Source organism: Aliiruegeria haliotis (genome assembly GCF_003003255.1).
GTDB classification, from domain to species: Bacteria; Pseudomonadota; Alphaproteobacteria; order Rhodobacterales; family Rhodobacteraceae; genus Tropicimonas; species Tropicimonas haliotis.
Genome location: NZ_PVTD01000001.1, coordinates 939,906 through 953,566 on the forward strand (window position 1 = coordinate 939,906; position 13,661 = coordinate 953,566).

Sequence of the window (13,661 nt, forward strand, 5' to 3'; positions counted from 1 at the left end):
GCCCTTGTATATTTGGCCTGAAACCTACCCCTGCAAGTCAACCATTTCAAACTTTTACCTTGGACTTTCTCCCCTATTTGCGTATAACAGAGGCACTGCTCGATAGGTTTCTTGCCTGTATGAAACCTGCCTCAATGACTTAACGCCCGCCTTGTGCGGGCGTTTTTTTTGGCTGGCATGGGCGGGGTCTTGCCGATGCGGTCGGCCAACCCGCAGACTCAGGTGTTAACTGGCCGTTCGTCGCATTTTCTCATCGACGCAACCGCACGGGCTTCATCTCGCGGGTGCAGCATGCAAGGGTGAGCCTCGATATTTTCCGAGGGAGAGCGAACATGTCATTGCAGGGTAAGACAGCAGTCATCACCGGGTCGAACTCCGGCATCGGTTTGGGGATCGCGCGGGAGTTGGCGAAAGCTGGCGCGAATGTCGTCCTCAACTCGTTCACCGACCGGGACGAGGATCACGCGATCGCGGATGAGATCAGCCGGGACACCGGCACAACCGCCCGCTACATCAAGGCCGACATGTCGAAGGGTGACGAATGCCGGGCACTGATCGAACAGGCCGGCGCCTGCGATATCCTCGTGAACAACGCCGGTATCCAGTTCGTGTCGCCAATCGACGAGTTTCCGGCCGACAAATGGGACGCGATCATTGCGATAAACATGAGTTCGGCCTTCCACACCACGGCCGCTGCCTTGCCGATGATGCGTGCGGCGGGCTGGGGCCGGGTCGTCAACATCGCCTCCGCTCACGGGCTGACGGCCTCGCCCTACAAGTCGGCCTATATTGCCGCGAAGCATGGCGTGGTGGGCATGACCAAGACAGTGGCGCTGGAAACGGCCGAGGAGCCGATCACCTGCAACGCCATCTGCCCGGGCTATGTCCTGACGCCGTTGGTGGAAGAGCAGATCCCGAACACCATGAAGGAATACGGGATGGAACGGGAGGAGGTCATCCGCAACGTGATGCTGGCGCGGCAACCGTCGAAGGAGTTCGCGACCGTGGAGCAGATGGGCGGCACCTGTGTGTTCCTCTGCTCCGACGCCGCTGCCCAGATCACGGGCACAACGATCAGCGTCGACGGCGGCTGGACCGCGCTCTGAGGTCAGCACGGGGCAGGGGCCTCGCCCCCACACGGGGCAACGGTGCCCATTGGTCTTTCCGGAGAAGAAGGGAGAGCAGGCGTGGTGAAGCGTATCAACCTGGCTTTGCAGGGCGGCGGGGCGCATGGGGCCTTTACCTGGGGCGTTCTGGATCGGATTCTGGAAGAGGACGACATCGAGATCGCCGGCATCTCCGGCACATCGGCGGGCGCGCTGAACGGGGCCGCCGTGAAGGCCGGCCTCGTATCGGACGGTGTGGGGAAGGATCGGGCAGCGGCAAGGGCCAATCTCGACTGGCTCTGGACCCAGGTCGCCGGTGTGCGGGATCTTCGGCTGACACACTGGTTCGCGCCGCTGGCGCCGCCGACCGAGTTCTATTCCACGGTCCTGGAAAGCTCGCCGCTCATGGCCTGGGCCGATACCGCCAGCAGGGTTGTCAGCCCCTATTCCTATGGTCCGTTCTACAACAACCCGCTGGAGAAGATCGTCGACGCCTTCTCTTATGACCGGGTCTGCGCGGAGACCGGGCCCGCGCTGTTCATCTCTGCAACCAACGTGCGCACCGGCAAGATCCGGGTGTTCAGCGGAGAGGAAATCGACACTGCCGCCATTCTTGCATCCGGCTGCCTGCCGTCGATCTTCCAGGCGGTCGAGAAACACGATCCCCGAACCGGGCGGCTCGAAGCGTTCTGGGATGGCGGCTACACCGGCAACCCGGCGTTGTTTCCGCTCTTTCGGCATGACCTGCCGGCGGACGTGGTGGTGGTGAACATCAACCCTCTCTACCGAGCCGAGATCCCACGCACCGGAGGCGATATTCACAATCGCATCAACGAGATAAGCTTCAATTCTTCGCTACTGCGTGAGCTGCGAGCGATCCATTTCGTCAAGCAACTCATCGCCGAAGGCCGGATGGAGCAGGGCCGGATGCGGGACGTTCTGGTTCACATGATCGCCGACGATGCCTTCATGCGCGATCTTTCCGTGGCAACCAAGATCGTGCCATCTCCGGTGGTGATTTCACGTCTGAAGGCTGCGGGACGCGCGGCTGCCGATGGGTTTCTGGCAGCGCACAAGGACGATCTGAACCAGTGCGGTTCGGTGGACCTCAAGGCGATGTTCGACTGAGCCAACAGAGGACTGACCCCACCGTCGAGCCGGGCTGCAATGCTGAATGCGCCCCGGCAAACGACAGCAGTGCGCCCGCCGTCAGGCGTCCAGCTTGTCGCGCTGCCGCTCCGCTTCCACTGCGAGCGGAATCCCACCCGGTGTCGACGTGCCGTGCTCTCCGTCGTGTTCGGACGGATAGACAAGGCCAGCGGATATCACCAGTTTCGCGGCGTCCTCGACGCTCATGTCGAGGTAGATCACGTCGCTCTCCGGCACGAAGAGCAGGAACCCGGACGTCGGGTTCGGCGTTGTCGGCAGGAAGACCGAAACGATGTTCTCGTCTCGCGGAACGCGGCGGCTGATCTCTCCCTTGGCGGAGGTCGAGACGAAGGCGATCGCCCAGAGCCCTTCGCGCGGATACTGGATCAGGCAGGCCTTGTCGAAATTCGATTCCGTCTGGGCAAAGACCGTCTCCGCGATCTGTTTCACGCCGTTGTAGATCGAGCGAACGATCGGCATACGGTCGATCAGACCTTCTGCCCAGTCGATCAGTGACCGTCCGATCAGACCTTTGGCGATCCAGCCGATCACCACGGTGAACATCAGGAAGAAGACCACGCCGACGCCACGCACGTTGACCTGCGTTTCCTCCCCGAGGATCGTCTTGATGACCGTTTCCGGTTTGTAGGGATCGGGGACGAAAGGGAGGACGAAGTTGTCCACCCAGCCAATGACGGTCCAGATCAGCCAGACCGTCAGCCCGACGGGGGCAATGACGACAAGCCCGGTCAGGAAGGACGAGCGCAGGTTCGCAAGCAGCCCGGGCCGCCGTCGCGGGTGATGGGGCTCCAGGGGGGAAGGGTTCGGTTTGTCGGGCTCGGCCATCGTCTCGCTGCGCGTATGTCCTTGAGGAAGCTATGTACACATATCACACGCCGCAAGTGCACCGCTTGCGGCAATTGGCGGGTTTCACGGCGTCTCGCTGATTTCGGATGCAATTGCCGCTGCAAGGCGCGCGTTGTTGAGCACCAGCGCGATGTTGGCCACCAGGGACCGCCCATCGGTCAACTCGAAGATCCGTTGCAACAGGAACGGTGTAACCTCCTTGGCAGCGACGCCCTGTGCGTCGGCCTCGGCCTGGGCCTGTGCGATGATCGGGGCAAGATCCTCGCCGTCGATCTCGTCCGCCACCGGGATCGGGTTGGTGACCAGCTGGCCGCCCGGCAACCCCATGGCCACGCGCATCCTGTGTGCCGCAGCGATCTCGGCGGCGTTGTCGAGCCGCAGGGGCGCGGCGAGCCCGGACCGGCGCGACCAGAATGCCGGCAGATCGTCCTGCCCGACGGCGATCACCGGCACACCGAGGGTCTCCAGCACTTCCAGTGTCTTGGGAAGGTCAAGGATCGCCTTGGCACCGGCTGCGACGACCGTCACCGGGGTTGCCGCGAGTTCGTGAAGATCGGCCGAGATATCGAATGTCGCTTCCGCGCCCTTGTGAACCCCGCCGATTCCGCCAGTCGCGAAGACCGAGATCCCCGCGAGCTTCGCGGCGATCATCGTCGCGGCCACAGTCGTGGCGCCGGTGCCGCCGGTCGCCATGCAGACGGCGATATCGGCCCGGCTCAGCTTTGCAACATCCTTGGCCTGCGCCAGCGCCTCCAGCTGCTCGGGCTCCAGACCGACGTGCAACCGACCGTTCAGCACGGCAATCGTGGCGGGCACGGCACCGCTGTCGCGCACGGTCTGTTCGACCAGCCGCGCGGTTTCGAGGTTCTGCGGCCAGGGCATCCCATGCGTGATGATCGTGCTCTCAAGCGCCACCAACGGGCGGCCTTCGGCACGGGCGGCGACAACTTCGGCGGAAAAACTGAGGGGCAGGGTGTCTGTCACGGGCCGGGCTCCGAAATATATGCGGCGGTAATGCCAAGGGCGGCCTCTACGGCAACGAGGCCGGAAAGACCACGGGTTTCCGCCGCGATATGGGCGGCCATGAAGGTATCGCCGGCACCGGTCACCCGTGCGACCACGACCTGCGGAGGGGTGGCGGACAGGACGCCATCCGGACCAGCCTCCGCCATCATCCCGCCGCCATCGGTCACCAGAACCCGGCGGGCTCCCATCTCCACCAGGGCTTCCGCGGCGGCGACGGCAGTCGAGAACTTCTTGTCGCAGATCAAACCAGCCTCGATCCGGTTGACATAGAGCGTCGCACCGGGGTGACGCAGGATTGGCACCAGCCGCCCGGCTTTGCCGGGAGACGCCGGGGCAATCCGTAGATCTGCTTCTGAAAACAACGGGTTCTCGGCTATTCTTGAGAGGAGAACCTCGGTCAGGTTGCCGTCGAGGGCCACAACGCCGCTGTAGGGGGCGTCGATCGAGCCGAGGCGACCGTCGGCCAGCGGCTCAAGGATTATATCGCCTGCGTTTTCCAGCGAGTGCGCATCGGCAATTGCCGCAACCAGCCCGTTCTCGCCTTCGATGGCCATGTATTGGTCGGTCGGCAGGCTGTCCGACCAGGTCACGAACCCGGTCTCCATGCCCATGTCCCGTGCCGCGCGTTCCAACTCGACGCCTTCGCCGTCGCGCCCCAGCACCGTCAGCAGGGCAGGCCGCATACCCTCCCTTACCAGTGCCATCGCGATGTTCATTGCCACGCCACCGGGCAATCGCGTGATCCGGCCGGGGACGTCGTGGCCCACCGACATGTGACGCGGGGTGCGCCCGATCACATCCCAGAGGACGGATCCGATGCAAAGGATGTCGGGTTGAACGCTCATGCTTCAAGGTATTGGACGAGAACCCTGTGAGCGCAAGTGCTTCGGTCGCTTCACGTGGCGCTTCGTGCCAGTATGGCCGGGTGCAACAGGAGGGCATCATGGCACCGTCCGAAATTTTCATCCGTCCGGCGCTCCCGGAGGATGCCGATCAACTTGCCGTGCTGGTCAATCAGGCCGGTGAGGGAATGCCGCTTCTGGTCTGGCAGGACATGGCAGAACCGGGAGAGGATCCGTGGCAGGTCGGCCGAAACAGGGTGCGCGGAACCGGGGCGGGGATCTCCCACCGGAATGGCTGGGTGGCGATGCGCGATGGCGCGCTGGCCGGCTGCCTTTTCGGATACACCCAGCCCGAACGTCCGCCCCCCCTCGACCCGGACATGCCGGCAATGTTCCGCCCCCTTGCGGAACTGGAAAACGCTGCGCCGGGCACCGGCTATGTCTACGTTTTATCGACGGTTGCGAACCAGCAAGGGCGCGGCGTCGGTACGGCGCTGCTGGCCCATGCCGAACGCTACCGGGGTCCGAACGGCATGAGCCTTATCGTGTCCGATGGCAATCCGGGCGCAATGCGCCTCTATTCCCGCTGCGGCTACGTGGAACGCGCGCGCCTGCCGATGGTCAAGGACGGATGGGACAACGCAGGCTCCTACTGGATCCTGATGGTAAAAGACTGAGCGAGGCTCAGTCCGTCGCAAGCCCGTACCGATCAGGCTCCTCGAAGACATCGATGACGATCGTGCCGGCCTTCACTTTCGCGGAATGCTCCGCGCCGGAGGGAATGGAATAGCTGTCGCCAGGCCGATAGGTCCGCGTCTCGCCGCTGATCGTGAGCGCAATCTCACCTTGCAGGACCGTCCCCCATTGCGCCTTGTGCGCATGCGGCGGCAGATCGAAATCCTCGTGGATGATGAAATAGACCATCAACGCCTTCTCCGACCGAATGGCGCGGGTCTCGACCTTGGACTTCGGAAACGGCACGTTCAGCTCCGGCAGAGCCATGATGAAATCGGGAAGTTGCATGGGAATCCTCCTGGTTCGCCACCGGCTATAGCCGTTTTTTGCCTTCGAAGGGAGAGAAGGACGGGAGAATCGGGGCAGGGGGGTTGCATGCACACAAATGATGCAGTATCGGCACCCCACTTCACAGATGGGGCCTGGGCCTTCGGGGGAGACATCCCCGTACGGTCCGCCGGTTGGGAGCGATCCCTGTATGACCCCATCGAGGACGCGAAACCGGAAAGGAAAAGACATGGCGCTTCCTGATTTCTCTCTGCGTCAGCTGCTTGAAGCTGGCGTTCACTTCGGTCACCAGACCCAGCGGTGGAATCCCCGCATGGGCGAGTACATTTATGGCGACCGCAACGGCATCCACATCATGGACCTGACCCAGACCATGCCGATGCTCGAGCAGGCCCTCGTGGCCGTGCGCGAGACCGTCGCCAAGGGTGGCCGGATCTTGTTTGTCGGCACCAAGCGCCAGGCTCAAAAGCCGATTGCCGATGCCGCAGAGCGCTGCGCGCAGTACTACATGAACCACCGTTGGCTCGGCGGCACGCTGACCAACTGGAAGACCGTTTCCCAGTCGATCCAGCGCCTGAAGTCCATCGATGAGCAGATGGCGATGGGTGCCGAAGGCCTCACCAAGAAAGAGCGCCTCCACATGGAGCGTGACCAGGAGAAGCTGACCGCATCCCTCGGTGGTATCCGCGAGATGGGCGGCGTTCCCGACCTGCTGTTCGTGATCGACGTGAACAAGGAAGACCTGGCCATCGCCGAAGCCAAGAAGCTCGGCATCCCGGTCGTTGCGATCGTGGACACCAACGCCTCTCCGGACGGTGTGGACTACGTGATCCCGGGCAACGATGACGCCGCCCGCGCCATCGCGCTGTACTGCGACCTGGTTTCCCGCGCGGCCCTCGACGGCATGTCCGCCCAGATGGACGCCGCCGGCATCGACCTCGGCGAGATGGAAGAAGGCTTGGCCGAAGAAGCTCTCGAAGGCGCTGCCGAACCGGCCGCCGAAGCTGCACCGGCCGCCGAAGAAACCCCGGCTGAAGCCTGATTTCTTCATCCGTGACACCGTCCTTTCCGGCGGTGTCACGGATCTGATACGGACGGCGGGCAGCGGCCTGCCGCAACACGACCCCCAAATCGAGGAGAGCCGAAGATGGCTATCACCGCGAAACTGGTGAAGGAACTGCGCGACGCAACCGGCGCAGGCATGATGGACGCCAAGAAAGCCCTGGTCGAGAACGACGGCGACATGGACGCCGCTGTCGACTGGCTGCGGACAAAGGGCCTTGCGAAGGCTGCCAAGAAATCCGGCCGTACCGCCGCAGAGGGCCTTGTCGGCATCAGCGTGAACGGTGGCCGTGGCGTCGCGGTCGAGGTGAACTCCGAGACTGACTTCGTTGCCAAGAACGCCGAATTCCAGGAAATGGTCTCCGCGATCGCAACGGCTGCCGGCTCGGCGGCGGATCTCGACGCGCTGAAGGCCGCTGACATCGGCGGCAAGACCGTTGCCGACACGATCACCGACAAGATCGCCACGATCGGTGAGAACATGTCGCTGCGCCGGATGGCCTCTGTCGAAGGCGACGTGGTTGCTGCCTACGTCCACAATGCCGCCGCAGCGGGCCTTGGCAAGATCGGCGTTCTCGTCGCGCTCAAAGGTGGCGATGAAGCTTTCGGCAAGCAGGTTGCGATGCACGTCGCCGCCTCCAACCCGGCCTCGCTGTCCGAAGCCGATCTGGACCCGGCCGTCGTCGAGCACGAGAAGCAGGTCCAGATGGACATCGCGCGTGAATCCGGCAAGCCGGAGCAGGTGATCGAGAAGATGATCATCGGCCGCATGAAGAAGTTCATGTCCGAGGTGACCCTGCTCGGTCAGGCCTTCGTGGTGAACCCCGACGTGACCGTCGGCGAGGCCGCCAAGGAAGCCGGTGCCGAGATCGTCGGCTTTGTCCGCATGGAAGTCGGCGAAGGCATTGAGAAAAAGGAAGAGGATTTCGCGGCCGAAGTCGCCGCGATGCAAGGCTGAGCCCAACCTCACCGAAACGACAAGGGGCGTGCCTGCCAGGCGCGCCCTTTTTCATGTGTGTTTGGCGGTCGCGTGCTGGTGCGGTCGTCCATCCGCGCGCTCGAACCCGGGACCTGGGTTGCGCGTGCCGCGTGCGCCGCCCTCGTCCAAAAGAAAACGGCGCAGCACGGGCACGCTGCGCCGTTTCTTTCCACCTTGATCCCGGACCCGATTGGGGATGTAGGCCATTGGGTGTGGAGGACATTGACCCGAGGATCTCAAATAAACCCCCGGGCCAACAATCCGGTTTCCCGGAGCAGAAAGGCTCTTCCCGAAATCGCGGGCGTCTGCCGATCCACAGTTCCTTGGCTAATGCCACCACTCACGGAACAGCGCCACAATGCCAAATTTACCTGCCGTAAAGTAAGTAGGGAATCCCTGACCTTTCCAGATCCAGCCGAATTTTTGCCTGTTGTTTCCGTTTCTTGGATAATTCCGCACCGCAGCAAAAACTATCCCTCCAGGTACACTTCAGCGCATACGTCAAAGGCTTGGGATCGCTTGCCCGCACCGGTTCCCCTCAGGGTTCCAAGGCAAAAATCTGATTCTGGAACGACGCCTTGAGAACGGCCTGCGCCGTGGTGCCGACGTCCAGCGCCTCCCGGGCAAGACGAAGATGTTTCTCCACCGTCGCCGGGGTGAGCCCCATGATCGAGGCAATGTCGGCTGTTGTCTTGCCGTCGCCGACCCATTCCAGCACCTCGCGCTGTCGCGGCGTGAGCGGACGTCGTGCCCCGGCGTTCGGCATCGAAATCAACCTCAGGTGCAGCACATTGCACATCGCTTCCAGCGCCCGTCCGTGGCGGGCCCAAATCTCGTCAGCCTCGTCGAAGCTCAGGGCGGGGATATTTGTCAAGCTGAGCGCGCCCTTGGCCCGAACGGAATTCGTCTGGAAACTGATCGTGTAGCCAGCGCCGATCCCACGGGACTTGTTGAACTCCCAGATCCGACGCGCAGGCTCCGTCATCTCGCCCGTCAAAGACGCTTGCTCCGCGATGCGCCAGGAACTTGCCCCAACGTTGTTCAGCGCCCAGATCGTCATCGGAGCGTTCAGATACAGCCCGTCGTCCAGGAAAGGGCGAATGAAGGAGCGGTCGTGGTTGGTCAGGATCAGCATGTCCTGCGGATCGCCAAGGGATTTCCCGGATCGAAATCGCGTGAAGCCGTACAGCACCCGGTTGAACCCACAAGATTCCATCACGCTCTTGTGGTATTCCCAGACGTCCTGCATCTCCGTCATGGAGGTCACGCGTTCGACGTACTCCAGGATCACGCAGGGCCCTCCAGTCGTTCGGCCAGCGCGCGGATCGCCATCGGATAGCCGGCGGGTCCGAATCCGCAGATCACGCCAAGCGCGACCTTGGAAATGTAGGACACATGGCGGAAGGGTTCGCGGGCGTGGACATTGCTCAGATGCAGCTCCACCGTCGGCAGTTCCACCGAGGCGATCGCATCCATCAGAGCAATGGAGGTATGGGTATAGGCGCCCGCATTCAGGACAATACCGCCATGTACCCCCTTGGCATCATGAATGAAATCCACCAATGCACCTTCGTGGTTCGATTGTTCGAGGGCCAATGAGATGCCAAGCGTTTCTGCGGTGTCGCGGCACATGGCCTCGACCTCCGCGAGGGTCGTGGAGCCATAAACCTCCGGCTGCCGTGTCCCCAGAAGGTTAAGATTTGGGCCATTCAGGACGAGTATCGATTTCATTTCAGTCAATTCCGTGTTGAACGATGATACTAGTTGCGCGCACCCGGTCTGTCGAGAAGATGTGCCCGACCCGGTGTCGGAGCGAACAGGAGGCGCGATGAAGACCTTTGACGTGGTGATCGTCGGTGGCGGTGTCATGGGGATGTCGACCGCCTATTGGCTTGGCAGGTTCGATCCCTCGCTGAGCATCGCGGTCGTGGAACGCGATCCCAGCCACACGCATTCCTCCACGGCGCTTTCGGTCGCCTCGATCCGCCAGCAATTCTCCGTGCCGGTCAATGTTCGGATTTCCCGGTTCGGGCTGGAGTTCATCCGGGGCTTTGCCGAGTTGACGGAATGCGTAGGGTCCATCGACCTCGGATTCCGGGGCAATGGGTACCTGTTCCTGGCGGGGAGCGACGACGGCGCGGAGGTTCTGAGGGAGAATTGCGCCATGCAGCGCCGGGAAGGCGCAGGCACCGAACTGCTGCACACCGAAGACCTCGGTCGGCTGTTTCCGTGGATGAACACCGCCGACGTGTCGCTGGCCTCCTTCGGGGGCAATCAGGAGGGCTGGTTCGACAACATGGGTCTGCTGTCGGGGCTGCGCGCCCTGGCCCGTGTTCAAGGCACGACCATGATCACCGGGGAGGTCGTCGGGCTGTCGGGGCAGGGGGATCGGATCACCAGCGTCACTCTTGGCGACGGAACCGAACTGACCTGCGGCGCCGTGGTGAACGCCGCAGGTCCACGAGCGCCACACCTGCTTCGTACATTGCGTCACAATCTGCCTGTAGAACACAGAAAACGAACAGTTTTCGTGGTCGACGCGCCGGGCGCCCGCCATCCGGACGCGCCGCTCATCGTCGACTACCAGGGGTACTACGCCCGCCCGGAAGGCGATCACTGGATCACCGCGATCGTCCCCGATGACGATGCTGCCGTGGCACCCGACGATTTCACACCGCTTCACGAGGATTTCGAAGCCGAGATCTGGCCCCGGCTCTGGACCCGCATTCCGGGGTTCGAAGCAGCCAAGGTGCTTCGCTGCTGGGTCGGTCACTACGCCTTCAACACCTTCGATCAGAACGCCATCGTGGGCCGCCATCCCGAGCGCCGCAACCTCTACCTAGTCAACGGGTTCTCCGGGCACGGGTTGCAACAGGCGCCCGCGATGGGACGCGGGTTGGCCGAGTTGATCCTGTTCGGCGCCTACAAAAGCCTCGACCTGTCGGACCTCGGCTTTTCAAGGTTGCTCGAATGTCGCCCACTGCGGGAACGTGAGATCGTCTGAGCAGCCCTGCGTTCCGGGCATTCCGGACTTGCGTTTTTGAGCGGGATTCCGCGGGTTTGTCACATGTTCGAGGTAACGCCGGCTGGGCTAAGACAGCGGCAACCGGACGGTTCATCTCCGCCGGGGCAGGCGGCCCGAACGCCTGCATCACGTCGAGAGCGCCAAGGCCGAGCCGTTTCCCTCCTGGACAAGCAGGTCGTTCGGGCGCAACAGGAAAGGTCTTGCGATGAATGCCAGCGTCAACATCGGTATGAACCCGACCAGCCAGGTCGCTGCCGCCCCGGTCGGGACATCCGCGCCCGCGCTGCCCGACTACCTCGTCGATGTCTACACCTGGGCATACGTCGCGCCGCCCAATGTAGAGTTCCTGGACCGTGAAATCGTGGTCGCAACCATCCTCTGGGGACAGCAGAACAAGCTGATGCGCGCCGCGCGCGACGAACTGGACCCTGGCTCGCGTGTCCTGCAACCTGCCGCCGTCTACGGCAAGCTGGTATCCCATCTGGCGGAGAAGATCGGCCCCGAGGGCGAATACCATGTCACCGACATTCAGAACGTGCAGATCGAACATGTGAACCGGAAAATCGGCACTCTGCCGCAGACACGCACGGCCATCGCGGATGCGCGAACGACGGGCGAGGGGCTCTATGATACGGTTTGCTGCTACTTCCTGATGCACGAGGTGCCAGAGGACTACAAACGCGACATCGCCAACAACCTCGCTTCGCGTGTGAAGCCGGGCGGAAAGCTGATGTTCGTGGATTATCACGAACCCGCGTTCCTGCACCCAATGAGGCCAATAATCTGGCTTGTTTTCAAATGGCTGGAACCGTTTGCTAAAGCGCTCTGGAGCCATGAACTGACGGAATACGTAGACGATTCCGACCAGTTCACCTGGCGCAAGGAGACTTTCTTTGGCGGGCTCTACCAGAAGGTCGTGGGGACCCGTCGCGCCTGATCCCGGGCACCGGCTAGGAGCTTTGGGCGCTGTTGATGACGTCGGCAGCGTACACGGTCGCTGATCCGCATCCCTCCAAAGGGGATGACAGTGTTCAGGTTGCCAAGCTGCAAAACGACTGGGCATCCGGCCGCACCGGAGCGGCTTCAAACTGTTGCAACTGGCGCGTTTCTCCGCAGACGCAGCATTATTCCAGGATTTGGCGATACTACGTATTGTCAGGACCTACCCCTTCCGGGTAGCGTTTGGGGAATTGTCTTGACGACATTGGAACAGGCTCGTCTTCGTGACAGACAAGTGCCTGAAAATGGGAACGAATTTCATGCAAGCAAATGTCGCCGGATGTATCTCGGCAACTCTCTTGGCAGCAGGTTTTGCCTTTCCAGCCAGCTCGGCCACGATAGCCGTCGGCGCGGCTGTGACGCCTTCGGGTGTTGCGCCGGAACTCTCGTCCCTGGTCGCGCCGGGTGTGACACCTTCGCCGTCCAGCCTTCGCGCAGCCTACGGGACGTTCGACATCAACATCGCTCTGACCGGCGCAAGCCCCTCGCAGCAGGCCGCATTCGACGCGGCAGAGACCTTCTGGGAAAAGCGTATTCTTGGCTACGAGGATCCGCTCGTGGCGTCCTTCATCGCCGCCAATTTCCCCACATTGGACATCACCGCGACCCTAGCGCCCAACGATGGTGTGGGTGGGATCCTGGGGTCCGCCGGTTCCACGACATTCGTCTCCGCCACCGCTGGTGGGCCGATCACCCGCAACCAGATGGTATCTGTCGCGGGCATCATGAACTTTGACACGGCCGACCTCGCGGCCTTGGAAGCAAATGGCACTCTGGGCGACGTCATTCGACACGAGATGGCGCATGTGCTCGGATTCAGTGACTTCTTCTGGGATTTTGTCGGGGCGACCGATGGATCGGGGTTTGACAATTCCTACACCGGTTCCTTCGCATTGGCGCAATACCAACGGGAATTCGATCCAACCGCCACGTTCATTCCGGTCGAAGAATCTGGCGGACCTGGCACGGCCTATGCGCATTGGGACGAGAACCTGTTTGGGAACCACCTGAGCCTGTTTGGAAACTCGGCAAACCCGGAGTTGATGACGGGCTTTCTGGAGGGGCCGACATATCTCTCGGCCACGACGTTGGCGAGTTTTGATGACCTGGGATATGTGACCGCTGTTCCAGCGCCATTGTCCGCGGCATTCGTCCTGACCGGCTTCGCGGCTCTCGGCGGCGTGCGTTCGCGAAAGAAGGCAAGGCGGGCAACTTGAAATCAGCCGCGATTGCGTTCGTCGGAAATGTAATCTCGGTCGATGTGGACATAGCCCGGGCGATCAACCATTTATTTACATAATCTTGATTATCGGTTCCTCCACGGTGTCAGGACATGTGTGGTCCGACGGCCTCGAACGCACCAGTAGCTCCGAAAGAACTGGGCATCCCAGCCAGATCGACAGACCGCCGATCCGATCCACCAGATGTCGGGGCTGAGCGTTCGGGAACCAGCAACGAGCCCATTGTCCGCGGTTGGCGGCCACGGTACAGGACATAGGCAGTGTCCTTTTCCCGGACCCACCCTCTGGCACAAACCGGTTTGCTCGGGGCTCGGGGATCGGGCCCGGCGATCGATCCAACAA

The 13,661-nt window shown here is 62.3% G+C and carries 14 protein-coding genes; 8 read left to right on the plus strand and 6 right to left on the minus strand.

Annotation, left to right across the window (positions count from 1 at the left end):
- The first annotated feature begins 332 nt into the window (after positions 1-332).
- The gene (locus tag CLV78_RS04265) at positions 333-1,106 is read left to right on the plus strand and encodes a 3-hydroxybutyrate dehydrogenase (protein WP_106203491.1); all 774 of its coding nucleotides are present in this window, start codon (positions 333-335) and stop codon (positions 1,104-1,106) included.
- An 84-nt stretch (positions 1,107-1,190) separates the two neighbouring features.
- Positions 1,191-2,234 carry a patatin-like phospholipase family protein gene (locus tag CLV78_RS04270; RefSeq protein ID WP_106203765.1) on the plus strand — a complete coding sequence of 348 codons (1,044 nt, stop codon included), beginning with the start codon at positions 1,191-1,193 and terminating at the stop codon, positions 2,232-2,234.
- An 81-nt stretch (positions 2,235-2,315) separates the two neighbouring features.
- Here the strand turns inward: CLV78_RS04270 and CLV78_RS04275 are convergent, their stop codons facing one another.
- The 3 genes from CLV78_RS04275 to CLV78_RS04285 form a co-directional block, all read right to left on the minus strand.
- Positions 2,316-3,101 carry a DUF502 domain-containing protein gene (locus tag CLV78_RS04275; protein ID WP_106203492.1) on the minus strand — a complete coding sequence of 262 codons (786 nt, stop codon included), beginning with the start codon at positions 3,099-3,101 and terminating at the stop codon, positions 2,316-2,318.
- Positions 3,102-3,185: 84 nt separating this feature from the next.
- Entirely contained in the window at positions 3,186-4,106 is a 921-nt protein-coding gene (locus CLV78_RS04280; RefSeq protein ID WP_170111645.1) for a pseudouridine-5'-phosphate glycosidase, read from the minus strand.
- A complete protein-coding gene (locus CLV78_RS04285; RefSeq protein ID WP_106203493.1) occupies positions 4,103-4,993 on the minus strand; it encodes a PfkB family carbohydrate kinase in 891 nt (296 codons plus the stop codon). The genes CLV78_RS04280 and CLV78_RS04285 overlap by 4 nt, the downstream gene beginning before the upstream one ends.
- A 98-nt stretch (positions 4,994-5,091) precedes the next feature.
- Here CLV78_RS04285 and CLV78_RS04290 point away from each other — a divergent pair, with 98 nt between their 5' ends.
- On the plus strand, positions 5,092-5,667 hold the full coding sequence (locus tag CLV78_RS04290) for a GNAT family N-acetyltransferase (RefSeq protein ID WP_106203494.1): 576 nt from the start codon (positions 5,092-5,094) through the stop codon (positions 5,665-5,667).
- A 7-nt stretch (positions 5,668-5,674) separates the two neighbouring features.
- On the opposite strand, the gene CLV78_RS04295 is transcribed toward CLV78_RS04290, so the two are convergent.
- Positions 5,675-6,013: a cupin domain-containing protein gene (locus CLV78_RS04295; protein ID WP_106203495.1), complete on the minus strand. Its 339-nt coding sequence runs from the start codon at positions 6,011-6,013 to the stop codon at positions 5,675-5,677.
- Between the two features lie 229 nt (positions 6,014-6,242).
- On the opposite strand from CLV78_RS04295, the gene rpsB reads away from it, so the two are divergent.
- Together rpsB and tsf are read left to right on the plus strand one after the other, a co-directional pair.
- Positions 6,243-7,055, plus strand: coding sequence for a 30S ribosomal protein S2 (gene rpsB, locus CLV78_RS04300; protein WP_106203496.1), 813 nt, complete (start codon positions 6,243-6,245; stop codon positions 7,053-7,055).
- A 105-nt stretch (positions 7,056-7,160) separates the two neighbouring features.
- Complete coding sequence (gene tsf, locus CLV78_RS04305) at positions 7,161-8,033, plus strand: translation elongation factor Ts (protein WP_106203497.1); 873 nt, start codon at positions 7,161-7,163, stop codon at positions 8,031-8,033.
- 559 nt (positions 8,034-8,592) lie between these two features.
- Here tsf and CLV78_RS04310 read toward each other — a convergent pair.
- Both CLV78_RS04310 and aroQ read right to left on the minus strand, forming a co-directional pair.
- Entirely contained in the window at positions 8,593-9,345 is a 753-nt protein-coding gene (locus CLV78_RS04310) for a helix-turn-helix transcriptional regulator (RefSeq protein ID WP_245924826.1), read from the minus strand.
- A complete protein-coding gene (gene aroQ, locus CLV78_RS04315) occupies positions 9,342-9,785 on the minus strand; it encodes a type II 3-dehydroquinate dehydratase (protein WP_106203498.1) in 444 nt (147 codons plus the stop codon). Before aroQ ends, CLV78_RS04310 begins: the two co-directional genes overlap by 4 nt.
- A gap of 97 nt (positions 9,786-9,882) precedes the next feature.
- Between aroQ and CLV78_RS04320 the strand changes: the two genes are divergently transcribed.
- The 3 genes from CLV78_RS04320 to CLV78_RS04330 all read left to right on the plus strand — a co-directional run bounded on the left by CLV78_RS04320 (position 9,883) and on the right by CLV78_RS04330 (position 13,295).
- Complete coding sequence (locus CLV78_RS04320) at positions 9,883-11,058, plus strand: NAD(P)/FAD-dependent oxidoreductase (RefSeq protein WP_106203499.1); 1,176 nt, start codon at positions 9,883-9,885, stop codon at positions 11,056-11,058.
- A 226-nt stretch (positions 11,059-11,284) separates the two neighbouring features.
- Positions 11,285-12,016 carry a rhodoquinone biosynthesis methyltransferase RquA gene (gene rquA, locus CLV78_RS04325; RefSeq protein ID WP_211300934.1) on the plus strand — a complete coding sequence of 244 codons (732 nt, stop codon included), beginning with the start codon at positions 11,285-11,287 and terminating at the stop codon, positions 12,014-12,016.
- 322 nt (positions 12,017-12,338) lie between these two features.
- Positions 12,339-13,295, plus strand: a complete 957-nt coding sequence (locus CLV78_RS04330; protein WP_158263416.1) for a leishmanolysin-related zinc metalloendopeptidase — start codon at positions 12,339-12,341, stop codon at positions 13,293-13,295.
- Positions 13,296-13,661: the final 366 nt, after the last annotated feature.

What these genes read in the sequence shown, in the direction of transcription:
- CLV78_RS04320 (WP_106203499.1), top strand. Translation starts at nt 9,883, where the DNA reads ATGAAGACCTTTGACGTGGTGATCGTCGGTGGCGGTGTCATGGGGATG.
- CLV78_RS04330 (WP_158263416.1), top strand. Translation starts at nt 12,339, where the DNA reads ATGCAAGCAAATGTCGCCGGATGTATCTCGGCAACTCTCTTGGCAGCA.
- CLV78_RS04290 (WP_106203494.1), top strand. Translation starts at nt 5,092, where the DNA reads ATGGCACCGTCCGAAATTTTCATCCGTCCGGCGCTCCCGGAGGATGCC.
- rpsB (WP_106203496.1), top strand. Translation starts at nt 6,243, where the DNA reads ATGGCGCTTCCTGATTTCTCTCTGCGTCAGCTGCTTGAAGCTGGCGTT.
- tsf (WP_106203497.1), top strand. Translation starts at nt 7,161, where the DNA reads ATGGCTATCACCGCGAAACTGGTGAAGGAACTGCGCGACGCAACCGGC.
- CLV78_RS04295 (WP_106203495.1), bottom strand. Translation starts at nt 6,013, where the DNA reads ATGCAACTTCCCGATTTCATCATGGCTCTGCCGGAGCTGAACGTGCCG.
- CLV78_RS04275 (WP_106203492.1), bottom strand. Translation starts at nt 3,101, where the DNA reads ATGGCCGAGCCCGACAAACCGAACCCTTCCCCCCTGGAGCCCCATCAC.
- CLV78_RS04265 (WP_106203491.1), top strand. Translation starts at nt 333, where the DNA reads ATGTCATTGCAGGGTAAGACAGCAGTCATCACCGGGTCGAACTCCGGC.
- CLV78_RS04285 (WP_106203493.1), bottom strand. Translation starts at nt 4,993, where the DNA reads ATGAGCGTTCAACCCGACATCCTTTGCATCGGATCCGTCCTCTGGGAT.
- aroQ (WP_106203498.1), bottom strand. Translation starts at nt 9,785, where the DNA reads ATGAAATCGATACTCGTCCTGAATGGCCCAAATCTTAACCTTCTGGGG.
- rquA (WP_211300934.1), top strand. Translation starts at nt 11,285, where the DNA reads ATGAATGCCAGCGTCAACATCGGTATGAACCCGACCAGCCAGGTCGCT.